18 protein-coding genes are annotated in these 23,831 nt (G+C 57.3%); 8 read left to right on the top strand and 10 right to left on the bottom strand.

The features are described from left to right. Nucleotides 1–380: 380 nt before the first annotated feature. Entirely contained in the window at nt 381–1,550 is a 1,170-nt protein-coding gene (locus AAZT04_RS07405) for a cupin domain-containing protein (RefSeq protein WP_048759053.1), read from the top strand. A 35-nt stretch (nt 1,551–1,585) separates the two neighbouring features. On the opposite strand, the gene AAZT04_RS07400 is transcribed toward AAZT04_RS07405, so the two are convergent. From AAZT04_RS07400 to AAZT04_RS07390, 3 genes are read right to left on the bottom strand one after another with little or no spacing between them, the layout of a single operon-like run. Beyond that, the gene (locus AAZT04_RS07400) at nt 1,586–2,890 is read right to left on the bottom strand and encodes a c-type cytochrome (RefSeq protein ID WP_048759055.1); all 1,305 of its coding nucleotides are present in this window, start codon (nt 2,888–2,890) and stop codon (nt 1,586–1,588) included. Nucleotides 2,891–2,901: 11 nt separating this feature from the next. Beyond that, a complete protein-coding gene (locus tag AAZT04_RS07395) occupies nt 2,902–3,360 on the bottom strand; it encodes a (2Fe-2S)-binding protein (protein ID WP_020826797.1) in 459 nt (152 codons plus the stop codon). A 14-nt stretch (nt 3,361–3,374) separates the two neighbouring features. Further along, complete coding sequence (locus tag AAZT04_RS07390; RefSeq protein WP_434679456.1) at nt 3,375–5,582, bottom strand: molybdopterin cofactor-binding domain-containing protein; 2,208 nt, start codon at nt 5,580–5,582, stop codon at nt 3,375–3,377. Between the two features lie 331 nt (nt 5,583–5,913). Here AAZT04_RS07390 and hpxO point away from each other — a divergent pair, with 331 nt between their 5' ends. Beyond that, on the top strand, nt 5,914–7,071 hold the full coding sequence (gene hpxO / locus AAZT04_RS07385; protein WP_434679454.1) for an FAD-dependent urate hydroxylase HpxO: 1,158 nt from the start codon (nt 5,914–5,916) through the stop codon (nt 7,069–7,071). A 32-nt stretch (nt 7,072–7,103) separates the two neighbouring features. Here the strand turns inward: hpxO and AAZT04_RS07380 are convergent, their stop codons facing one another. The 3 genes from AAZT04_RS07380 to AAZT04_RS07370 all read right to left on the bottom strand — a co-directional run bounded on the left by AAZT04_RS07380 (nt 7,104) and on the right by AAZT04_RS07370 (nt 11,721). Beyond that, nucleotides 7,104–9,239 (bottom strand): peptidase domain-containing ABC transporter, encoded by a 2,136-nt coding sequence (locus AAZT04_RS07380; RefSeq protein ID WP_149573319.1) that lies wholly within the window; start codon nt 9,237–9,239, stop codon nt 7,104–7,106. 2 nt (nt 9,240–9,241) lie between these two features. Beyond that, nucleotides 9,242–10,510 (bottom strand): HlyD family secretion protein, encoded by a 1,269-nt coding sequence (locus tag AAZT04_RS07375; protein ID WP_434679451.1) that lies wholly within the window; start codon nt 10,508–10,510, stop codon nt 9,242–9,244. 464 nt (nt 10,511–10,974) lie between these two features. Continuing rightward, nucleotides 10,975–11,721: a sulfite exporter TauE/SafE family protein gene (locus AAZT04_RS07370; RefSeq protein ID WP_046373620.1), complete on the bottom strand. Its 747-nt coding sequence runs from the start codon at nt 11,719–11,721 to the stop codon at nt 10,975–10,977. A gap of 111 nt (nt 11,722–11,832) precedes the next feature. Here AAZT04_RS07370 and AAZT04_RS07365 point away from each other — a divergent pair, with 111 nt between their 5' ends. Beyond that, on the top strand, nt 11,833–12,714 hold the full coding sequence (locus AAZT04_RS07365; protein WP_434679449.1) for a LysR substrate-binding domain-containing protein: 882 nt from the start codon (nt 11,833–11,835) through the stop codon (nt 12,712–12,714). 19 nt (nt 12,715–12,733) lie between these two features. On the opposite strand, the gene AAZT04_RS07360 is transcribed toward AAZT04_RS07365, so the two are convergent. The 4 genes from AAZT04_RS07360 to AAZT04_RS07345 form a co-directional block, all read right to left on the bottom strand. Beyond that, entirely contained in the window at nt 12,734–16,309 is a 3,576-nt protein-coding gene (locus tag AAZT04_RS07360; protein ID WP_434679447.1) for a molybdopterin cofactor-binding domain-containing protein, read from the bottom strand. Next, complete coding sequence (locus AAZT04_RS07355) at nt 16,302–16,844, bottom strand: (2Fe-2S)-binding protein (protein WP_048759069.1); 543 nt, start codon at nt 16,842–16,844, stop codon at nt 16,302–16,304. The genes AAZT04_RS07360 and AAZT04_RS07355 overlap by 8 nt, the downstream gene beginning before the upstream one ends. A 203-nt stretch (nt 16,845–17,047) precedes the next feature. Beyond that, nucleotides 17,048–17,521 carry a MarR family winged helix-turn-helix transcriptional regulator gene (locus AAZT04_RS07350; RefSeq protein WP_048759071.1) on the bottom strand — a complete coding sequence of 158 codons (474 nt, stop codon included), beginning with the start codon at nt 17,519–17,521 and terminating at the stop codon, nt 17,048–17,050. A gap of 66 nt (nt 17,522–17,587) precedes the next feature. After that, nucleotides 17,588–18,646, bottom strand: a complete 1,059-nt coding sequence (locus tag AAZT04_RS07345) for a 2,5-dihydroxypyridine 5,6-dioxygenase (protein WP_434679444.1) — start codon at nt 18,644–18,646, stop codon at nt 17,588–17,590. A gap of 329 nt (nt 18,647–18,975) precedes the next feature. Here AAZT04_RS07345 and AAZT04_RS07340 point away from each other — a divergent pair, with 329 nt between their 5' ends. The 5 genes from AAZT04_RS07340 (at nt 18,976) to AAZT04_RS07320 (ending at nt 23,763) form a co-directional block, all read left to right on the top strand. Beyond that, complete coding sequence (locus tag AAZT04_RS07340; protein ID WP_041414542.1) at nt 18,976–20,127, top strand: FAD-dependent monooxygenase; 1,152 nt, start codon at nt 18,976–18,978, stop codon at nt 20,125–20,127. Then, entirely contained in the window at nt 20,124–20,918 is a 795-nt protein-coding gene (locus AAZT04_RS07335; protein ID WP_122079251.1) for an alpha/beta fold hydrolase, read from the top strand. The genes AAZT04_RS07340 and AAZT04_RS07335 overlap by 4 nt, the downstream gene beginning before the upstream one ends. A 15-nt stretch (nt 20,919–20,933) precedes the next feature. Further along, complete coding sequence (locus tag AAZT04_RS07330) at nt 20,934–21,686, top strand: maleate cis-trans isomerase family protein (RefSeq protein ID WP_048759078.1); 753 nt, start codon at nt 20,934–20,936, stop codon at nt 21,684–21,686. A 9-nt stretch (nt 21,687–21,695) separates the two neighbouring features. Next, nucleotides 21,696–22,337 carry an N-carbamoylsarcosine amidohydrolase gene (locus tag AAZT04_RS07325; RefSeq protein ID WP_048759080.1) on the top strand — a complete coding sequence of 214 codons (642 nt, stop codon included), beginning with the start codon at nt 21,696–21,698 and terminating at the stop codon, nt 22,335–22,337. A gap of 118 nt (nt 22,338–22,455) precedes the next feature. Next, nucleotides 22,456–23,763 (top strand): MFS transporter, encoded by a 1,308-nt coding sequence (locus AAZT04_RS07320; RefSeq protein WP_048759082.1) that lies wholly within the window; start codon nt 22,456–22,458, stop codon nt 23,761–23,763. Nucleotides 23,764–23,831: the final 68 nt, after the last annotated feature.

Genomic DNA, 23,831 nt, shown 5'->3' with positions numbered 1-23,831 from the left:
AAAACGCACTTCAACGTTGCCCGCCGTACCCTGCCATGCCTTTTTTACTGATGCCCATTTACTCAACCGCATAAAATAGCACCTGAAACACATTATCCACTTTAATTAAACTCACTTTGTTTATCCTTTATTTAATAATGAAATGCATTTATTTGATACCGGTAGATAACTATTTTAAAGTGGATTTAAAAATTACAGCCACACTCAATTAGTAACATAAATTAATATATTATTCGCGGCATCCTGTTTTTAATCCACTATGCTTTAACCGTTGCCGAATGCTTCCATTTCAGCAATAAGCCACCTGCGCACAATAAAACCAAAGAATAAACCCAGCCAGCCGTATTCGCTGTGGGCCACTTTTATTTGGAGAAAGTCCTATGTTATCGCGTCGAGATATATTGAAAGTTTCCGCAGTCAGCGCCGCAGCCGCCGGTGTTATGGGCGGCATGATTAAATCCGCCAGCGCCGATGAACATCGAAATATAGTTCCCCCCAGCAATTTCCAACCCGCTGCCGATGCGAAAAACCTGTATAAATACGTCTTTAGCCACAGTAAGAAACGCAGTTTACCCAACGGCTGGGCCAGGGAGGCTACCGTCGAACAATTCCCGATTTCCGAGGGTGTTGCCGGGGTGGATATGACGCTGGAGCCGGGTGGCGTACGTGAACTGCACTGGCACGCCATCGCTGCCGAATGGGCATTTATGCTGGAGGGGCATGCCCGCATTACCATCATTGATCCTGAAGGCAAATGTGAGGTGGCAGATTTCGGCCCCGGCGACGTCTGGTATTTCCCCAAGGGTTACGGCCACTCGATTCAGGCGTTGGCAGACGGCGCGCATTTTGTTCTGACCTTTGATAATGGTCACTTTTCCGAGTTCGGCACTTTCAGCATTACCGACTGGGTAGCCCACATGCCCAAAGAAGTGTTGGAAAAAAGCGTGAATATGCCGGCAGCGGTATTTTCCAAGGCAAAACAAGGTGAGGCTTATATTGTCGGCGGTGCCATTCCGCCCGCACTGCCCTTACCAGCCCACGACGGCGGTTTAAATAATGCACCTTTGGCTCATCGCTATGAATTAATGAAGCAAAAGCCTTTCTTCGAAAATGATGCCGGCAGCGTGCACTTGGTCTCTTCAAAAGAATTCCCTATTTCCACTACCATGACCGGCATTATAGAAATCGTTAAGCCTGGGGCGGTGCGGGAATTACACTGGCATCCCAATGCCAATGAGTGGCAATACTATATTTCCGGCAAGGGGCGCATGACGGTGTTCAGTTCGCACGGCCATGTGCAGACTGAAGAATATTCTCCTACCGACGTTGGCTATGTTCCACAGGGTTTTGGTCACTATATCGAAAATATGGGGGATGACGATCTTAAGGTATTAATCGTGTTGGATAATGGCATCTATCAGGACATTTCGCTGTCTGACTGGTTGGCGAAAACTCCAGCCTACCTGTTAGCGGATAACTTCAATAACGAGGTTGCCGATTGGCTGGATCGCCCCAAAGACAAACTGGTAATGTCCCGGCGCAGAAAATGACAGGTAGCGAGGGGGGCAGCCCCCCTCGCCGCCTCTTACTGTTTGCGTTGTTCAGCGACTTGTTTGGCCGTTACCTTGCCCTGTTTTTCGCCAAATTGGCCGACAACATAATTGGCAACCGCCGCCACTTCCTCGTCCGAGTATTGAGCACCGAAGTCCGGCATGAATTCATGCTGTTCGCCGATGCTGATGCGCGTCCCCTTCAGGATCGCCTGCACCACGCTGCGGCCCTGCGGATCGTTAACCGCCGTGCTGCCGACCAAGGAAGCATATTTGCTCTGGCGTCCCGTTCCGTTCCACTGGTGGCAACCGCTGCAGTCTCCAGCGAACAGTCGGCGTCCCAACGAGTCTTCCTGCCCACCCGGCAATATCGCGCTGGACGACGTTGCCCCCTTAGGCTGCAGATTGACCGCGCTGGCACTGTCCGTGGCGATAGGCTCGATATTGCGCAGGTATTTCACCAGCGCCTGATTATCCTCCGGCGTCAGGTACTGCAGGCTGTTTTCCACCGCCTCTGCCATCGGACCGGCTGCGCTGCTGCGCCCTTCCGCGTGGCCGGTCGCCAGATACTGCGACAGCTGTTGTTCGCTCCAGGCACCGATACCGGTCTGCGGATCGGGAGTAATGTTGGCCGCAAACCACCCCTGGATCACCTCACCGCTGAGGTTTTTACTCTGATTAATGCCAAAGCCCAAATTGCGCGGCGTGTGGCATTCGCTGCAGTGTCCCAGTGCGGTGGCCAGATATGCGCCTCGGTTCCATTGCTCATCCTGATTCAGGTTCGGCTCGAAGCGTTTTTCGTTGAAGAACGCCAGGTTCCAAAACTTCATGCCCCAGCGCTGGTTAAACGGGAACGACAGCCCATTTTCCGGATTGGCCTGCTTCACCGGCGGCAGGCTGAACAGATACTCTTTGATCGCCAACACGTCGTCACGGCTCATGGCCGTGTATGAGGTGTACGGCATTGCCGGGTAAAGATTACCCTGCGGCCCAACGCCTTCACGCACCGCACGCACAAACTGATCGTCACTCCAATTACCGATACCGGTGTCGGGATCGGCGGTTATATTGGTGCCGTAAATGGTGCCGAAGGGCAGTTTAAAGGCAAAACCGCCGGCGAAAGGTTTACCGCCGGGCGCAGTGTGGCAGGCCACGCAGTCCGCAGCCCGTGCCAGATATTCGCCACGCGCCAATTTATCGCTGATCCCGGCAGGGGCACCGGCGATCGGCGCAGCAGGTTCCGGGCCGACCGGCCGCAGCAGCGTATAGATCGCATAACCGCCGGCCAGCACCACGATTGCCACGATCAACCAAAATAGCCATCTCAGGGCGTTGCTCATGAGTTTCTCCCTTAATCCAACGCCTTGGCGGCCTGGTGGATGGCAGCGCGAATGCGCACATAGGTGGCGCAGCGACAGACGTTGCCGCTCATTGCCGCATCGATATCCGCATCGCTCGGATTTTTACTCTGGGCCAGCAGTGCGCTAGCACTCATGATCTGACCGGACTGGCAGTAGCCGCATTGCACTACGTCCAGATTGACCCAGGCCGCCTGCACCGCTTTGCCCGCCGGCGTTTCGCCGATCGCTTCAATGGTGGTGATTTTCTTGCCTTCGGCGGCAGAGACCGGCGTCATGCAAGAACGTACCGGCACCCCATCCAGGTGGACGGTACAGGCCCCGCACATCGCGATGCCGCAGCCGAATTTGGTGCCGGTCAATCCGGCCTCATCACGCAAGAACCACAGCAGCGGCATATGGGGATCGCCATCAAACGTCAGCGGTTGGTCGTTTACAGTTAAAGTTATCATGCTGTTCTCCTTGCTCAGACGCTGGCGTCACGGTTGGGACGGTGTAAAGGCAGGCTAAGTGAACTGCGAGGTCTCCCGAGCAGTGCCAGTGCATTGCCGACGGCCGGAGCGATGGTTGGCACCCCCAACTCGCCAACGCCGGTAGGCGCTTCGCTTGAAGGTACGATAATCACCTCTATCTCCGGCATTTCGTCGATGCGCAGCGGACGGAAATTATTGAAGTTGGACTGCTCAACCACCCCGTCTTTCAGCGTAATGTTGCCGTACAACGCAATACTCAGGCCATAACCTATGCCACCCTCAATCTGCGCGCGGATCACATCCGGATTGACCGCCACACCACAATCCACCGCGCACCACACCTTGTGCACGCGCGGAATGCCACCTTCGCCGATTGACACCTCGGCTATCTGCGCCACCCGAGTATTAAACGCCTTGGCGACGCCTACGCCGCGTGCTCGTCCATCCACCACCTTAGCGCCCTGCCAGTTGGCGGCTTTGGCCACCGCCCGCAGCACGCCGGCCTCACGCGGCGCATCACCCATCAATGCCAGACGCCCCTCGACCGGATCCTGCCCGGTCTCCTGCAACAGCTGGTCAATAAAACTTTCGACGGCGTGACCGGTATGAGTACTGGCGACCGATCTTAATGAGGTGGTCGGCACTTTACCCGCGACGATATGCGCGTCGCAGAGGAAGTTTTCGAAGGTGTACGGCACTTCGCTGGCACCTTCGACCATCATCTGGTCGAGACCGTTAACCACCAGCGCCGTCATCGCGCTGTTAAGCGTCCAGGAATGACCAACGACGGTATCGCTCCAGCCCACGACCTTACCGTCGCGGATCGCCCCTCTCATCCGGTGGAGGATCATCGGACGATACCAGCCGTTGCGAATATCATCCTCTCGCGTCCACACCACTTTGACCCCGTGACCGGGCCCAATAGCTTTGGCCGCCGCGGCCATGTCCGCCGCCAGGTCAGGCCCGAGCTTCGGGTTGCCCAGATCGATGCGGCGGCCAAAGCTGCCGCCGGCCAAAATGGTGTCGATTTGCACTTTTTCCGGCGGTAGCTGGAACAGATCGCACAGCTGTTTATGGTCTAGGGTTTGGATTTGGCAGCCGTAGCGTGCCTTGACGCTCTCGCCATCCCAAAACAGATAGCCATCCAGCGGCTCCATCGGCGCATGGGCCACATAGGGGAAGGTGTATTCCGCTTCGATCACCTTATCCGCCTTATCGAAAATCTCGCCCGGCTTGCCCTGGCTTTTCGCCACTACGCCGGGCTTTTGCGCCACCTGACGGAATTCGGCAAATATCTGCTCGGTGTCGCGCCGCTCTGCCTGCGAGTCGTCCCACTCCACCTGTAATTTTTCACGGCCCTGGATCGCCGCCCAGGTATTTTTGGCATATACCGCCACGCCGGTATCGGTCTGTTTCACATCCACCACGCCCGGCACCTTCAGCGCCCGGCTGGCGTCGAACGCGGCCACCTTGCCGCCAAAACGCGGCGGTTTTTTAATGGTAACGGTCAGCATATCCGGCTCATGAATATCCTGAGTGAACTGCGCCGAGCCGTTGGTCTTCGCCAACGAGTCTACGCGGTGCAAGCCACTGACCTTACCGATCAGGGTGAAATGGCTCGGATCCTTCAGGGTCAGGCTGGCGGGATCGGGCGGTGGCAGTTGGCTGGCCAGCGCCGCAAACTCACCGAACCCTGCTTCGCGACCGCTTGCGGCATGGCGGATCTTGCCCGCCTGCACGGTGATTTCTTCCGCTGAGGTTTTCCAACTTTGGGCAGCGGCCTGAACCAGCATGGCGCGCGCCATCGCGCCCATGCGACGCATCTGCTCGTAGGCGTTGGCCACCGAGCTGGAGCCGCCGGTGCCCTGAAAACCGAACGCCAGATTCTTATAGACGTTGGTATCCACTGGTGCGGCAACCACCCGCACCTGCGACCAGTCGGCATCCAGCTCTTCAGCGACCAGCGTTGCCATGCCGGTATAAACGCCCTGGCCCACTTCGGTGTGTTTACTGAGGACGGTGACAATGCCATTTTCGTCGATCCGCACGAAAGCATTGGCTTCATAAGCGGTGTTTTCTGGCGCCGTGGTCGTCGTTGTACGCGCCAGTGCGCCGGTTGACGGCAGATAGGCACCGATCACCAATGCACTGGCGCCAACGATAAACCGCCGCCGGGTAAGCGGGACTTGAGGTAGTTTCATTGCTCATCGCTCCAAAATGCCGATCAACCTTAATCAATGCGGCGACATCGTTCTTTTTATCTGCGCCGTCTGCCTGCACTGACGCGACGGGCTAATAGTTAGCGTAGTCTATTATTTTGTCTGTTTAACATTCAGTCGCCGTTTTCCGTTGCTGATTCGTGCTCTGCGAGATTTCAATGCTCCTCGAAACCCTGCTCCGTTATCGCTCATGGATTGCACCAAATTGCATCAGAAACGCCCCTGATGGTGCTACGGCCACGTTGACGGCAGCGGTATTGGTTGACTGGTACGGAAATTGCTTCTCCCCATCGTGGCTATGGAGGAGAAAAACATGAAAGCAATCATCATTGGCGGTGGTATTGGTGGGCTGTGTAGCGCCATCGCATTGCAGCGTTGCGGTATCGAGACCGAGGTTTTTGAAGCGGTCAAAGCGATCAAACCGGTTGGCGCAGCAATCTCGATCTGGCCTAACGGCGTCAAATGCCTCAACTATCTGGGGATGAAAGAACAACTGCGGGCGCTCGGGGGGCCGATGCATTTCATGGCCTATCAGGAATACCTGCACGGACAAACGCTGACGCGTTTTAGTCTGGATCCGTTAATCACCAGCGTCGGCGAACGCCCTTACCCGGTAGCGCGCGCCGAGCTGCAGGCCATGTTGCTGGACACCTACGGCCGCGACCAGGTGCGCTTCGGCAAACGGGTTAGCGGTATTGAAGAAACCCCACAGGGCGTTACCGCCTGGTTTGAAGACGGCAGCCAGGCCAGCGGAGATTTTCTGATCGCCGCCGACGGCACCCATTCTGCTATTCGCCCTTATGTGCTGGGCCATGGCGTGGATCGGCGCTATGCCGGATACGTCAACTGGAACGGGCTGGTCACCATTGATGAGTCCATCGCACCGGCCGACCAGTGGACCACCTTTGTCGGCGAAGGTAAGCGCGTGTCGATGATGCCGGTCTCCGGCAACCGCTTCTACTTTTTCTTCGACGTTCCCTTGCCAACCGGGCTGGCGGAAGACCGCAGCACCGCGCGAGCCGACCTGCAACGTTACTTTGCCGGCTGGGCCGAACCGGTGCAGAAACTGATTGCCGCAATCGATGCGGAAAGCGTCAACCGCATTGAGATCCACGATATCGAACCTTTCGAACAATTGGTGCGGGGCCGCGTAGCCTTACTGGGCGATGCCGGGCACAGCACCACTCCGGACATCGGTCAGGGCGGCTGCGCGGCAATGGAGGACGCGGTGGTGCTGGCGATCGCTTTGCAGACCAATTCACTGGGTATTGAAGATGCGCTGCTGCGCTATCAGGAAAAACGCAGCTATCGGGTGAAAGATTTGGTGCTGAAGGCACGTAAGCGCTGTGATGTCACACACGGCAAAGAGATGGACGTCACCCGCAGTTGGTACGAGGAGCTGAAAACCGAAACCGGTGAACGCATTCTTTCAGGCATGAAAGAAACGATTCTGGGTGGGCCGCTGGCCTGATCCGCACCCTCTTCGAGTCGAAGAGGGTTGATTCACCCTTTGCGCCGGTGAAGACGCCCGGCCGCCAGTTCGACGACCCGATCCGCCGAGGCGATGGTTTCCGGGCGATGGGCAATCAGTAAAATCGGCAGGCCAAGCTGGCGCAGGGTATGGCTAATCAACATTTCATTATTCACGTCCAAATGGCTGGTCGCCTCATCCAGGATCAACAGCCGTGGTTTTTTGTAAAGCGCCCGCGCCAACAACAAGCGCTGTTTTTGCCCGGCAGACAGGGTGCCTCCCATTTCACCGATTAACGTCTGGTAACCCATCGGCAGGTTATCGATATCCAGATCCAACTGTGCCAGCCGCGCGCATTCAACGAGCCTTTCCTGATCAACCCGTGACGTGAAAAATGACAGATTCTCGGCGATAGAACCGCGAAACAGCTGATCCTCCTGCAAGACTACGCCGATATGCTGACGTACCTGCGAATAATCCCCCTGTCGATGCTCGATGCCCAGCGTACGTATCACGCCGGCCGTGGGCGAATACAGCCCCAACACCAGTTTGGCCAATGTGGTTTTGCCGCTGCCGGACGCCCCTACCAGTGCCACTACCTCACCGGGCATAATGTCCAGCGAGACCTGCGACAGGATTTCAGATTCGGTGCCGGCATAGTGAAAACTGACCTGCTCCAAACTCAGCGCCGGCCGATCTTGGGGCCAGGCGCTGGCGGACAATAACAGCGTTGCGTTGCCCGCCGCCTGCGCCGCTGCGTCTTCACGTGCCGTCAACACGATATCCGCCAGCCGTTGGTTGTAGACATCCAGCATTTTGTAGGCAACGGCCTTGTCGATCAGGCCGCTGATACTGGCGGAAAACCGGCCCTGAAAAGACATGTAGGCCACCAGCATGCCGACTGAAAACTGCCCGGCCAACACCGCCCCGGCCCCCAGCCACAGCACCGCCGCCCCAACCAGGCTGCCAATGACGGTTTGCATAATGCCGTAAATCATCATCAGCTTGCTTTCGCGCAGTTCAGCATTGCGCCGTGCGACATTGAGGTTACGCCAAACCGTTTCCCGCGGCGTAAGCGCCCCGTTGACCCGCAGGCTCAGCACGCCGCGCAGGCTTTCAAGAAAATGACTGGATTCCTGGGTGCCGGCAACCCAGGAGTCATCCGCCGCTTTACGCAACGTACTGAACCAAAACAGGCGCAGCAGCCCATACACCATCGCGGCGGCCAAAGCGACCAGGGTTAACTTCACGCTGTAGAAAAACATCATGGTCAAGGTACCGAGGACCAAAAGCACATCCAAAAAGGCTTCAAGCAGCGTGGTGGTGAGGGTGTCCTGAATGGTGTCGACGGCATCAAATTTCGCGCTGATATCGCCCATGTTGCGCGATTCAAACCAGTTGATAGGGAGCCGCAACAGGTGGTGAAAAACATTCGCCGTCCACTGCATATTGAAGTTGACCGCCATGGTGAGCGTCGCCCACTGGCGGGCCAGCTCCAGCAGCGTCTGGGTGGCGGCCATCAGCAGCATGGCAATGACGATCAACGTCAATAAGCTGGCGTCCAACGCCACCAGCACCTCATCAATCACCAGTTGGTTGATTAATGGGCCGATCAACGCAAACACTTCCAGCGCCAGCGCGAAACAGAAGATCCGGGCCAAGGCCGCCTTCAGCCCCTGAGTTTTACCGATCAGCTCCCTCAGGCGGATCTTTTTTATCTGATCTTTGACGACAAACTGATGGGTTGGCGTCAATTCCATCGCCACGCCGGTAAAGTGACGATTTGCCTCCTGCAGACTCATTTTAACCAGGCCCCGCGCAGGATCATGCAACTCCAGAGTTTGCCCTCGCACCCGCTTGAGCACGGTAAAATGATTCATGTCCCAGTACAAAATGCAGGGCAGCGACAACAGGTGTAGCTCTTCAAGCTCCAGCTGTACCGCTCGGCCGCTCAGGTGCAGCCGTTCGGCGCAGGCAATCAGCTGCGAGAAGGTCATGCCGAGCTGAGAAACTTTAAACTGCGCACGCAGCGTAGGCAGATCTATGCGATGCCCATACCAACCGGCAATCATCGCCAGGCACGCCACGCCGCATTCTGCGGACTCCGTTTGGCGTATCAACGGCAGGCGCTTTCGCCAGCCCCAATTGAGCCCTTCTGTAACGTCCATGTTTATATCCTTCCCTGCAGACTCCATAACGGCTCCAGCAGCCACTCGTACAGGCGGCGGCGATCCAACTCCACGTCTGCGGAAACGGTCATCCCGACGCGCAATGGTTCCTGGCGACCATAGGCGGTAATGGTGGTTTTCTCCATCGCAACGATGACGCGGTAATGTCCTTCGTTTTCCTTCCAGGTCATCGGATTTTGCTGCATGACGTCGTTGGCGCTCAGGCTGGCATCGGTGATGGCGCGGGTGGCGCCATACTGCACGCCAAACTTTTCATAGGGGAAGGAGGCAAAGCGCAACCCGACCCGTTGGTGAGGTTTGATAAAGCCCACCGCTTTGCTGGGCGCAAAGAGTTCAACCTGCAGCTCGGCACCGTCAGCGACCATCATCAGCAAAGGATCGTTTTGCTTGACCGTCTGCCCCGCCCGGGCCAGCACTACTACGACATGCCCGTCTACCGGCGCAGTGAGCGTGTGGTCACGCTGGGCAACCAGTTCTATTTCCTGTTGCCTGATGCCCTGCAACTGGCGTTCGAGTTCGGCGTCACGCCCTTGTTGCTGTTGCGCCAGCGTCCGCAGTTCCGAGGCCGCCGCGGCAAGCTCACGCTTTAACCGCAACTGCGCCTGACGCTGCATTTCTACTTTTTCCCGCGCCGTCGACAACGTCATTTTCTGCTGCTGAAACTCAAGTTCGGAAACGTAACCTTTGCCGATCAGCTTGCGGTAGCGTGCCATCAGCGAATGCGATAATTCCGCCTGTTGCTTTACCTCCACCATTGCCGCCTCTGCGCTGGCCAGTTCATCCTGAAGTTGCGTCATGCGCTGGCGCACACCGGTTTGCTGTAAAATTCGAGTGGCCAGTTCTTGAGCGCGTTGGCGCTCCAGCATGAGATATTGCCGTTTTAACGAGTCGGAAACCGACGCCAGCGTCGCGATACCCTGACCATTGAAATATTCGCCGCTGAGCCGATAAAGTGCCTGGCCGGCTTTCACGGTCGCCCCCTCCGTCACTAAACGTTCGGTAACCTGTCCGGCGCTGCGGGCAACCACCTTGATCAAGCCGCTGGATGGCATCACCACACCGTCCAAACGCGCTTTACGGGTATATTCACCCAGAATCAGAAATAGCCCGATAGCCAACACCAGCAAGATGCTGGCCCAGGCATAGGCGGTCAGACTGAGGCTGGCAGGAATAATTACCTCACCCTCAGCTTTGTTGACCTGCGCAGCGAAATAACCCTCACGATAAATCTGGGGAGAACGTTCTGACATGGGGGTTACACCTTTATCGGGATCTTGGGTCGATAATTATCTTACTGACCGCGACGCTTCCATTTGCGGACTCATCCTCACGCTGAATTATATAATTTTTTCATCAATGCCATCACCCCTGGCGACAATGAAAAACAAATCATCCATTTAGCCATTGCATCAGGGTTACTGTTCCTCATCAGGCCGACATATTGGATAAGCCCCACAATAAAAACAGATTATGGGATAGCGCAATGACAAAGAGTACAATGATAAAAGCTGTCGAAATTGTTTTCGCTCTCCCTCTTTGAAGAGCGCAAGGAAGATATAGATATAAATACACGTCGCCGCCATGTCAATATATAAAACCATTTCCGCCGATAGAGTCAAGTTAACTAAATAGAATGAATTATGCGGAATACTTAATTCAACCTCTAATACAAACCAATTACTTCGCAACTGCGTGAAATATTATTTACTCGCATTTAATAAATGCCATTCCACACTATTTCAATTCCCAAAACTAACAGACCGATAAAAAAACAGCGACGAAATACCGCAGGGCGACAATGCCGGCGCAGCACACTCCCCAACCACATCCCCACCAGCGCAGGAAGCAATGCCAATAATGAGGTGCCTAGCAACGCGCCCGTCAATGCATGTTGCCACGCCAGGCCGGCGGCTAATGCCAACGTCGAAACGGTGAATGACAGCCCCAACGCCTGCACCAGATCGTCACGCGCCAATCCCAATGCATTTAAATAAGGAACCGCCGGGATCACGAATACCCCGGTAGCACCGGTAATCAGCCCGGTAAGTACACCGCATAGAGGGCCCAACCTACGCTCAGCCGTGGATGAAAGCCGCCACTGAAAACGGCTAAAACCCAACAGCGCGTAAACGACCAAACAGACCCCCAACGCTATCGGTGCCAACCGGTTTTGACCGGTGGTCAAGGTGCCCGTGGTCAGCATTGTGCCCATGGCGACACAGAGCATCATCGGCCACAACCTGCGGCAAAGTGCACGGACGTCCGGCCCGGTGAACAGCTGCCAGAAGTTGGTCACCAGCGACGGCATCAGCAACAGCGCCGCAGCCTGTGCCGGAGACATCAGCAGGCTGAGTAACCCCATAGACACCGTCGGCAGCCCCAGGCCAATCACTCCCTTTACCGTGCCCGCCAGCATAAAGATGCCCAGCAGGGCTAAAATTTCAGGTAGCGTCAACGTCATAGGTCTATCCTTCCTCATTATCCCTTGGTGTATGGATTGTCCGCAGCCCTTGCCTGCCGCACAATGCGGCAATCACTGAGCCAGCCTGAGGCAAATACGTAGGAGAAGCCGATGCATTTCGATTTTACCGACCTGCGGCTGTTTATCGCCGTGGCAGAGGCAGGCAGCATCACCGCCGGGGCCGATCGTGCCTGCCTGTCGCTGGCATCGGCCAGTGCCCGCATTCGCGGATTGGAGCAACAGGCTGGTATTCAGCTTTTGGCCCGGGGCGCGCGGGGAGTACAAACCACTCAGGCCGGTGAACGCCTGTTGGGCCATGCTCGTCTGTTGTTACAGCAAAGCGAACGGCTACGGGGGGATATGGCAGAGTTCTCCCCGGGCAACGCCTGCCATTTGCGTATTCTGGCCAATACCGTCGCCGCCAGCGCTTTTCTCCCGGAGCTGCTGGCCGACTATCTGCTGCTTAACCCACAGACGGACATTGCGTTGGAAGAGTTGCCCAGCACGGCGATCAGCCAGTCGATCCTCGATCAGACTGCGGATATCGGCATTGTCGCCAACCACGCCGACCTGCGCGGGCTGGAAAGCTACCCGTTCCGCCAGGATCGCCTGGTGCTGGCGCTACCGGTCGATCATCCGTTAGCCGGGCGCGCCAACGTCAGCTTTAGCGAAACGCTGGCATATGACTTTATTGGCTTAAGCGACGACAGCGCGCTGCAGCAACATTTGGCGCAACACGCCCTACGCAACGGCGGCCCAATGCGCTTACGCGCCCGGGCAGGAAGCTTTGAAGTGGTGTGTCGGATGGTGACGCGTGGTGCCGGTATCGCCGTGGTACCGGAGGAGATCGCCCGGCAATGGCCGGGCATGCAAGTCAGAATTCTTGTGCTGGACGATACCTGGGCCACACGCCAGCTGTCTATCGTAGTGCGTCAGTTGGCCCAGTTACCGCTACCGGCGCAGTGGCTTATTGCTTTCCTGCAACCGCAATAGCACCGTTTTTTAACGACAGTTAATGGCTGCCCGGATTGGCACGTAGCCTGGCAACCTGCGTTTCGACATCGCGCCATGCCGGTTTGTCCCCGGCATAATGCTGCCGTAGATAATTCACCAGATCAGCCACTTGACGATCGGAAAAACTGTCTTTGAATCCAGGCATAAAGCCCAAATCAGCGGTAGCCGGTTTGGAAATTCCCTGCAAAATCACGTTAATCAGGTTATCCGGCCGCTCGCTGAATATATTGGTGTTGTTCGCCAAGTCCGGGCTGACGCCAAACAGCTGCGGCCCGCCGCTGGCGGCGCTGTGACAGGCTTGGCAGGCGCCCTGAAACAGACGTTCTCCGCCCAATTGCCCTACGGCGGTCGAAAGAGTGGTAGCCGGTTTAGCCTGCGGTTCCAGGTTCAATCCGGTCGGGTTGCTCAATGAAATCAGGTAATTGGCCATCGCTCGAACGTCGGTTTCCGGCAGTGTGGCCAGTTCGCCGACCACCGGCCCCATCGGGCCGGCCGCGACGCCGTGCTCGGCAGAATGACCGCTACGCAAATACTGGAATAGCTGCTCTTCGGTCCAGGATTTGTCCGCATTGGCCAATTGGTTTAATGCCGGCGCTTCCCAGCCATCCACCATCGCCCCCGCCAAAAAGTTGCTGCCGCCCTTTTCAGCGCCCATTAGATTGCGCGGGGAATGGCAGGCGGCACAATGGCCCAACCCGTTAACCAGGTAAGCGCCACGGTTCCACTGCGCGCTTTGCGTCGGATTTGACTGAAATTCGCCCTGGCGGAGAAACAGCGCATTCCAGCCGGCCATTAACGGGCGCACATTGAACGGAAAACGCATCTGATTAGCCGGGGTACTTTGCACCACCGCCGGTTGCGACATCATATAGGCATACAGCGCTTGCATGTCACCCTCGGTCATCTTACTGAACGCCGTATAGGGAAATGCCGGATACAAATGCCTTCCATCGCGGCTGATGCCCTGACGCATCGCCCGGTCGAACGCGGTAAACGACCAGTTGCCGATACCGGTTTCCACATCTGGGGTGATATTGGTGCTGTACAGGGTTCCAAACGGAGTTTCCATCGCCCGCCCCCCGGCATTGGTTAGCCCTTCTGAGGCGGTATGGCATACCGCGCAATCCCCGGCGGCGGCCAACTGACGCCCCCTTTCCAGGGTCGCGGCAGACCAGGTACCTGAGCCAGGGGTAGCCACCGGCGCAATTTCGGCACGCCATGGCAGTGCCGTCGTCGCAACACCGAGCGCGGCGCCTAAAATCCCGGCCACGCCACCAAACCACCATTTACTGCGTTTGGTTTTGACTGGCTGCGTTGACGGCTGCCGCTGACTATCCGGACCGTTCAACGCCTCGCGCAGTCGATCAGAGGTGATCGGCAACTCGCGAAACCGAATACCGGTGGCATCAAACACCGCATTGGCGATGGCTGCCGCGCTGGGCACCGAGGCAGACTCACCGGCCCCCAATGGCGGATCGTAAGGGCGTGGCATCATCACGACATCCACCTCTGGCACCTCCGGGAAAGTCAGGATCGGGTAAGCCCCCCACTCTTTGCTGGAGATCGTGGATTCTTCGAAGGTCACTCGCTCTTTTAGCACCCGGCTGGTCGACTGGATAACGTTGCCGTGGATCTGGTGACGTACGCCGTCCGGATTGACCATCATGCCGGCGTCGTGTCCGACCACAATCCGCGTGACCGCCACTTCGCCGCTGACTTTGTCGATAGCAACGTCGGCGACCCAGGCGGCCCACGCGGCACCGAAACCGGGAAACTTACTGTGAATATAACGCGCATAGGCAAAGCCTCGTCCACGCAGTACGCCGTCTTCCGCCGGGGTTTGCATAGGTTCGGTATGCGGCGTCCAGCCGGCACGTTCGGCGGTACTGCGCATCAGTTCGGTGGCACGCTGATCCTTGATATAACGCAGCCGATATTCAAGCGGATCGACGCCGGCGGCGATAGCCAGTTCGTCAATATAGGACTCGTGCGCGAAGGTATTCGGCAGTGCCGATACGCCCCGCATCCAGGAAGCGCGGACAATCGGTGCCATATCCTCAATGCTGACGCGCAACGCCGGATATTCATAGGGCGGTACCGAAGTGCGATCCCCCATCTCATAAGCCACCGGCACAGGCTCCACCCTTCCGGTCAGCAACAGCGCCAGAGTGGGTGCACCGTTGGAAGGATAATAGGTGCGAAAATCATAGGCGACCGGATCACCGGCGGCGTCCAACCCACCGTCAACCTCCATCAGTTGCGCAGTGCCCTTCGGTTCCCACAGATGTTCCTGCTCACGGGTTAGCTGCACCCGTACCGGACGGCCTACCGCTCGCGACAGCAGCGCCGCATCCGCACAGACATCATCGGCGCAGTTACGACCATAACAGCCGGCGGCCTCCATGCGGATGATATCAATCTGATTTTCCGGGTATTCCAGCAGCCAGGCGAGATCGGCGCGCAACAAGTGCGGGTTCTGGCTGCCCGACCACACCCGCAGTTGCTGTGGTTGGTAATCTGCCAATGCGCAGGACGGGCCAATAGACGCATGCAGTTGATATGGCCAAAGATAACTGCGGGTAAAGCGTCGGTCGGCGGCAGCCAACGCTGTATCCACGTTGCCGGTATCATGCACCACCCGCGTCGAATGGGGATTATCGCGCAGCGCCTGAGCCACATCGGTCATCTGCGGCAGGTTACGCCGCCAGTCTTTCCAGCTCACCTGCAGCGCCTGTGCCGCCTTGATCGCCTGCTCCTCGCGCTCGGCAACAATGCCGATAAAGTCTTCTATCACCACCAGCTTGACGATGCCGGGAATATGAGCAATCGATCGTTCGTCCACTGCCAGCAGGCTGGTGCCGACAAACTCACCGCTGTCGTAGCCCGCATAGGGCGGTCGCACCACCCGCCCGTGTAACATGTTCGGCAGCCGCATATCATGCACATAGGTGGATTCGCCTGTGGCCTTGGCCGGGATATCGACACGTGCGGTGCTGGTACCCACCAAACGGTACTCGGCCTGCGGCTTAAGCGGTGCATCACCGCTTATCGTTAATGCAATATGTACACCAGCCACCAGTTCGCCATAGCTCAGCCTTTGCCCGTCAGGGCTAACAACGATGCCGTCGTCTAGCGTCAGTTGCTCTACTCTGAAGTCAAAACGTTGTGCCGCCTGCTGCAGCAACCAGCGGCGCGCTTCGGCGGCGGCATTACGCAGGGGCACCGCCGAAATCTGCAGGGTAGCACTGGCGATAGTCGCCCCCTGATTCGGCGTGCTTTCAGTGTCGCCCAGCACCATGCGCACCTGATCCATGCGCAGGTAGAGCTCTTCGGCGACAATCTGACCTAATGCGGTGCGCACGCCAGTGCCCAGATCGACATGGCCGTTGAAGGCATAAACCTCACCGCTGTCGCAAATGGCAATGAACAACCCTCGTTCTTTGGGTTTCAGGCTCGGCGTCTGACCTTTCGGTACCAGCCCTGGCGGCGGTTGGATCTGATCGACAATCAGCAACGTGCCCTGGCGCTGCAATAGCTCCGCCTGACTCGGCAATGAGGAATGGGTATCAGTCATGGGACGAGGTTTCCTCGTTGCGATACAGAATGATAGCGCGCTGAACCGCACGCAGGATTTCGATATGGGTGCCGCAACGACACAGATTGCCGGACAGTGCCTGACGGATTTCTCTGTCGCTGGGCGAGGGATTTCGATCCAACAGGGCTTTGGTGGTCATGATCATGCCGTTCAGGCAATAACCGCACTGCGCCGCCTGTTCTTCAATAAAAGCGCGCTGCACCGGATGCAGATGTTGGCGATCGCCCAGCCCTTCCAGCGTGGTGACCTCACGGCCGGTCACACCCAGAGCCGGGATCACGCAGGAGCGTGCGGCAATGCCGTCAACCAATACGGTGCATGCGCCGCACTCTCCGAGGCCGCAGCCGTACTTTGGGCCATTGAGCGCCAAATCGTTGCGTAACACCAATAACAGAGGCGTATCCGCCATCACCCAGGTATGAATATTTTCGCCATTTACCGACAGCATCAATGGATGCTCCGTCAGCGTTTTTACCGCGCCTTCCCTGGGCGATTGCACTTCAGATATCGCCATTCTCGCGTCTCCGCCTGCGCTCTGGTGATACCCGTCATCTTTCACGTCGCTGCGTCGTTGCCGCACTTGCCCATCCCAGTTACTGACTTGAGAGTGGGCAAGCTGCCAGCCTGGCTGCAATTTGAAAGCTATAGGGTATGAATTGTGGGCCGTGACCTCGCCGCCACCGCACTCACCAGACAACAGCAGTTGCGCGGGGCGAATCAGCCGGGTGGCTGGTCTTCCAGCATTTTATTGAGCAGGAACATCAGTGCTATACGTTCGGCCGGATTGAGCGTGCCGAAGGTTAATTCTGTGATCTTCGCCGCATGCGGCACCGTCTCCCTCAACAGATCGGCACCGGTATCAGTCAGCCCGACCACCACTTTGCGCCGGTCGACAGGATCCGGCATAACGGTGATCAGTTCACGCGCTTTGAGGCGCTCGACAATGCCGCGAATGGTGGCCTGATCGACCGCCGTCACCTGCACCAGCTCAGTTAGCGAACTCGGGCCCATGTCACGCACCGCGCACAGGGTAATAAACTGCACCGCGGTCAGTTGCGAATCGCCAACGTTCTGCTGAAAGATGGCCACATGGCGCTGGTAAACCTTACGAAGCAGGTGCCCGACTTGTTCAGTAAAATGATAATTTTCGGTCTTGCCGCTTTCTGCAGCCGGGTATTCGGGGGGCGTCATTGCGTTACTCTCACCATCTATGGAAACCACCGAGAATAGTACAAACCCCCGCGTTTAGCAGCAAGGTTAGCCCAGGCTTACTCGGGACGCCGCAGGAGCCACCACTTCGCCATCCGCCACTACCGTCGTGCCGTCCAGGCTAATGTCGCAATGGCGCAGCGCGATATCCATGTGGCACGGCGTTTTACGCGTACCACCGACTTCGGTATTCGGCCCGGTGGAAAAAAGGAAGTTGCCATAGAAGGCACGTGCATCCATACACATCCCGTCGTTTTTGTCGTGCAGCCCCATCGCCGTCCACTGTGCACGTGGCTGTAAGCCCCAGCCGATGTGCGAGATGCCGTACACTTCTGGGTCGTTGAAATATTTCATGTACTCCCGAAGATATTCCGCCTCAAATCCCCCGTGAATACGCGTCACAAAGCCCTTGTCTATCTCCAGCGTGATCCGTTCCCGTGCATAGCTCTTGAACGGCAGCAGGATATCGCCCACATCCAGCACCAGTACCCCTTCGGCCTGTTCCTCATTCGGCCAGGTGAACAGGAAGCCGCTTGGCCAGTGATCCCAACGTCCCGGTTCGTCGGCGTAACCGTATTCGGTTACCGTGGGGTATTGCCCCAGCGGGGCGCGAAAATCGCTGCCGGCGACAGATTTCACCTGCATTAATTTTGCCTGTTCCAGCACGGCAGCCGCCGCCAACACTCGCGCTTTGTCTTCCGCATTAGGCAACATCCGGGCCAATACCTCCGGCGGCTCGACCGCCAGCAAAATACGCGTGCCGGTCTTAAGGATTTGCTCCTGCTCCGGCGAGTGCAGCAACATCATGGTATCGACCACCAGATCGGCGGCCTCCAACGCGCGCTGCGCCGCATGGTTGCCGGTCAATGCCGTATCACCGCAATAAGCAGTCATGTCGTTGCCCATGGCGCGCGGATGGTTAAACGAGGGCAACTCCACCGCATAAACCTTAGCGCCCAATCGCAGTGCAGCATCGGTAGCTGCGCGTACCGTGCGCGCATCGGAATAGTGACTTTTCAGGATCGCCACGCTTTGCGAAGCATCAACCTTTGACAGCGTAAGCACCTGCTCGAACAGCTGAACCAACTGACTATCATTGACCGCCATGCGGTATCTCCTGTTTTGCCTAAAGGGGTCGACGCGCCCGGCGCCAACGAGGTTATTTTGTACAAATTACAGTGAATACACTCTTTTAATTATCTAAGACTAAAAACCCACCGGAAGCAAGAAGCCCGAGACACCTATAAGCAAATCCTATTTTAAGCCCTTACCATCCTGTGATTAACATAAGGTTAACAGAAACCGGCAACCAATTAGCGTGAGCCAAGTCAAAATTAACACTTGTGCAACTTTGCGTTATTTAGCGTATACACTATAAATCGATTATCCGTTATCGCAGCGGATAGCAGGTAAAAAAACCAACAGTCAGGGGAAAAATGATGAGCAAACAACAACGCATTGCCGTAGTCGGCGCCGGTTTGGGTGGCGCCGCCGCCGCCGGTCTGCTGCAAAAAGCGGGCTTTACCGTCGACCTGTACGAACAGAGTCCGGTGTTTTCACGATTGGGTGCCGGTATCCATATGGGGCCAAACGTATTGAAGATTTTCCGCCGTCTCGGCATTGAACAGCCCTTGGAGCAAATGGCGTCTCACCCGGACTTCTGGTTCAGCCGCGACGCCGAAACGGGTGATTATCTATCTCGCATCGAACTGGGGGCATTTGCCCGCAAAGAGTACGGTGCCGCTTACGTGACGGTACACCGCGGCGATCTGCAGGCCTTGCAGATGGCGGCACTGCAACCGGGCAGCGTGCATTTTGGCAAGCACCTGAGCAAGATTGAAGAGCGCGAAAACCATGTGGTGCTGAATTTTGCCGACGGTACTCAGGCCAGTGCAGACATCGTGATTGGCGCCGACGGCATCAATTCCCGCATTCGCGAACACCTGCTGGGCACTGAAGCCCCAACCTACAGTGGTTGGGTGGCGCACCGGGCGTTGATCCGCGGCGACAAACTGGCCAAATACAACCTGAGTTTTGAAGATTGCGTTAAATGGTGGTCGGCGGATCGTCACTTGATGGTCTATTACACCACCCAAAAGCGTGACGAATACTACTACGTCAGCGGCGTGCCGCACCCGGCATGGGATTTCCAGGGCAGCTTTATCGACAGCAGCCGCGAGGAAATGTACGAAACCTTCGCCGGTTATCACCCGATTGTGCAGGCATTGATCGAGTCCAGCGAACAGGTCACCAAATGGCCGTTGCTGAACCGTAAACCGCTGCCGTTGTGGAGCGAAGGCCGCATGGTACTGCTCGGCGATGCCTGCCACCCGATGAAACCGCACATGGCTCAGGGCGCAGCCATGGCAATCGAAGACGCCGCCATGCTGGCGCGTTGTCTGCAGGAAACCGGCCTGACCGACTACCGCACCGCTTTCCAACTGTATGAAGCCAACCGCAAAGAGCGCGCCTCTCGCGTGCAGGCGGTATCCAATGCCAATACCTTCCTGCGCACGCAGGAAGATCCCGCCTGGGTTTACGGCTATGACCTGTACGCGCAAGCGCTGAAATCGGAGAACGCCGCATGAGCCACTTTCTGTATGGCGCCAACGTGCAGGCCAACGGCATTCGCCAGCATTATCTGCGCTACGGCGGGCAAGGCCCGGTGGTGATCCTGATCCCCGGCATCACCAGCCCGGCGATCACCTGGGGCTTCGTCGCCGAACGACTGGCTGAAAAGTACGACACCTACGTGCTGGACGTGCGTGGGCGCGGTCTATCCGCCAGCGGGCCGGAGCTGGCTTATGACGCCGAAACCTGTGCCCAGGACATAACCTCTTTCGCTTGCGCTTTGCAATTGGAAAACTACGCCCTGCTCGGTCATTCAATGGGGGCGCGCTTTGCCTTACGCGCTGCCGCGCTCCATCCGGCAGGGGTGCGACGGCTGGTGCTGATCGACCCGCCAGTTTCCGGTCCCGGTCGTCGTGAATATCCGGGCAAGTGGCCCTGGTATGTCGATTCGATCCGTCAGTCACTGTTGGGTATGAACGCCGAACAGATGCGCACTTACTGCCCCAGTTGGAGCGAATCGCAGCGCCAACTGCGTGCCGAATGGCTGCACACCTGTTATGAACCGGCCATCCAACGCGCCTATGAAGATTTCCATCAGGTCGATAGTCATCGCGATTATCCCGCGCTGAGCATGCCGACATTACTGATGGTCGCGGGCCTTGGCGGCGTGATCCAGCAGGAAGACGAGGCAGAGATCCGCGCATTGCAGCCAGAGATAACTCTCGCGCACGTTGAAAATGCCGGACATATGATCCCGTGGGACGACTTTGACGGTTTCTTCCGTGCTCTGGGCAATTTTCTGGATTAATTAAGGAGTGGTGTCATGACTAAAAATTACCGTATCGGCCAAATCGTCCCCAGCTCCAACACCACGATGGAAACCGAAATTCCGGCGATGCTGAACGCTCGTCAGCTAATCCGCCCGGAGCGTTTCACCTTTCACTCCAGCCGCATGCGCATGAAACACGTCAGCAAGGCGGAGTTGGCGGCGATGGACGCCGAATCCGACCGTTGTGCTCTGGAACTTTCCGACGCACAAGTCGACGTGCTCGGTTATGCCTGCCTGGTGGCAATCATGTCGATGGGGCTGGGCTATCACCGTGAGTCACAGGCCCGACTGGCACAGGTGACGCAAGATAATAACGCCAGCGCTCCGGTCATCAGCAGCGCCGGAGCGCTGGTCAACGGTCTGAAAGTGCTGGGGGCCAAACGCATTGCGTTAGTCGCCCCCTACATGAAACCCCTGACCCAAATGGTGGTGGACTATATCGAGCACGAGGGTATTGAAGTCAAGGTATGGCGGGCACTGGAGATTGCCGACAATCTGGCCGTGGGACGCCATGACCCGGCCAAACTGCCGGGCATTGTCGCCGAGATGGATCTGAGCGACGTTGACGTCATCGTGCTGTCTGCCTGCGTGCAAATGCCGTCCTTACCGGCGGTGGCTACCGTTGAAGCACAAACCGGCAAACCGGTATTGACCGCCGCCATCGCAACCACTTACGCCATGCTGACCGCGCTGGAGCTGGAGCCGATCGTTCCCGGCGCAGGTGCCCTGCTGTCCGGTGCCTATTAAGGAGCAACTATGGCATCCGCAGCCGATAACTCACTCACCGAGAATTACAGCGGCGTCTGGGGCAACCGCATCGGCTTCGGCCGACATCCGGCCCTGCTGATGATCGACTTTATGCAGGGCTACACAACCGAGGGTGCACCGCTGTTCGCTCCCGGCGTGGTCAGCGCGGTCGACGAGAGCGTGGCGCTGTTGGCCACCGCTCGCCAAACGGGAATTCCGGTGATTCACACCAATATCCGCTATCATGCAGGGCATTTTGCCGATGGCGGCATTTGGGTGAAAAAAGCTCCGGTTATGAAGGACATGGTAGAAGGCAACCCGCTGGCGGCTTTTTGCACGCAGGTAACTCCTCTGGCCGCAGAAGTGGTATTAACCAAACAGTATGCCAGCGCCTTTTTCGGCACCTCTTTGGCCCCGATGTTGGTGGCGCTGGGCGTCGATACCCTGCTGTTGGCCGGTTGCTCCACTAGCGGCTGTATTCGTGCCAGCGCAGTGGACGCGGTACAGCACGGGTTCCGCACCATCGTCGTGCGGGAATGCGTAGGCGATCGTCACCCCGGGCCGCATGAGGCCAATCTGTTCGACATCGACAGTAAATACGGTGATGTCGTGACTAAAAAGGAGGCCCTCGATTATCTGAACCGGCTGTAACCCAGAGCTTCACCTGCACGGAGAGCTGAACAATAAAGAAGGCGCGGAAAGCGCCTCAAAAGCAAACACACAACGCTCCTCCTCCGGAGGCCACTATGCACCACCTGGAGACATCATCATGGCCATTGTTGAAACCCCGTTAACCGGGAAAGCGGGAGCAGAATCGCTTCTGTACCGCAAAATCACCTGGAAGCTGATCCCGTTCCTCTGTTTGTGCTATCTGGCCGCCTATCTCGACCGCATCAACGTCGGTTTGGCCAAGTTGCAGATGGCCGACCAATTGCAACTTAGCGAGGCCGCCTTCGGGCTGGGCGCCGGGCTGTTCTTTGTCGGCTATATCCTTTTTGAAGTGCCGAGTAACCTGATCCTGCAGCGCGTCGGCGCCAAGGTGTGGATTGCCCGCATCATGATCACCTGGGGCCTGCTTTCCGCCTGTACGATGTTTGTCACCACCCCCAACCAGTTTTACATCATCCGCTTTTTACTTGGCGTAGCGGAAGCCGGCTTCCTGCCAGGAGTACTGTATTATCTGACGCTGTGGTTCCCGACTTACCGTCGCGGCCGCATCATTGCGCTGTTCATGATCGGCCTGCCCCTGTCTAGCGTGCTTGGCGGCCCGCTGTCTGGCTGGATCATGGGACATTTTGATATGCGCCACGGGCTGCACGGGTGGCAATGGCTGTTTCTGCTGGAAGGCATTCCCAGCGTATTGTTGGGCGTACTCACGTTCTGGGTGCTGCCGAACAACTATCGACAGGCCAAATGGCTGTCCGAGGACGAAAAACAACGCATTGCAGAAGATCTGGCCCAGGACGACGCCGAAGCCAGCCACAGCAAGCACAGTTTTCGCGACGGTTTCTTTAACCTCAAAGTGTGGATGTTGGGTGGCATTGACTTCTCGATCCTGCTTAGCGCCTATGCCATGGGCTTTTGGATGCCAACCTTTATCAAGACTGCCGGCGTGACCAACATCACTACCATCGGCCTGCTGACTGCGTTACCGAGCGTTGCTGCCCTGCTGGGCATGTTGCTGATCGGTACCAGTTCCGACCGCATGCGTGAGCGTCGCTGGCACATCATTGTGCCCTTTATTGTCGGCGCGATGGCGATGGCCGGCAGCACGTTCTTCACCCATAACGTGATCGCCACGGTGTTGCTGTTCTCTGTTGCGCAGGCCGCAATCATCGGTGCGGTACCGGTGTTTTTCAGCCTGCCAGCCACCTTTTTGCGCGGCACAGCAGCGGCAACCGGCTTCGCGCTGGCCTGTTCGCTGGCAAACATTGCCGGGTTGGTGAGTAACTCGCTGATGGGGCTGGCATTGGACCTGACCGGTAAAAGCGGCGGCGCTCTGTGGGCATTCGCCGGGTGTCTGCTGATCAGTTCATTGCTGGTAGTTGCATTGCCTGCCAAGGTGGTTAACCGCTGAGGACGTTGGGCCCCGCTCGCGGGGCCTGACTTATTGGCAACCACAGGATCGGTCTGCCATTTTTGTGC

The organism is Serratia sp. Je.1.23.a (genome assembly GCF_051129805.1).
Taxonomy (GTDB): domain Bacteria; phylum Pseudomonadota; class Gammaproteobacteria; order Enterobacterales; family Enterobacteriaceae; genus Serratia; species Serratia liquefaciens.
Note: the sequence above shows the minus strand (reverse complement) of the source record. Positions and strands in the feature narration are given on the sequence as shown.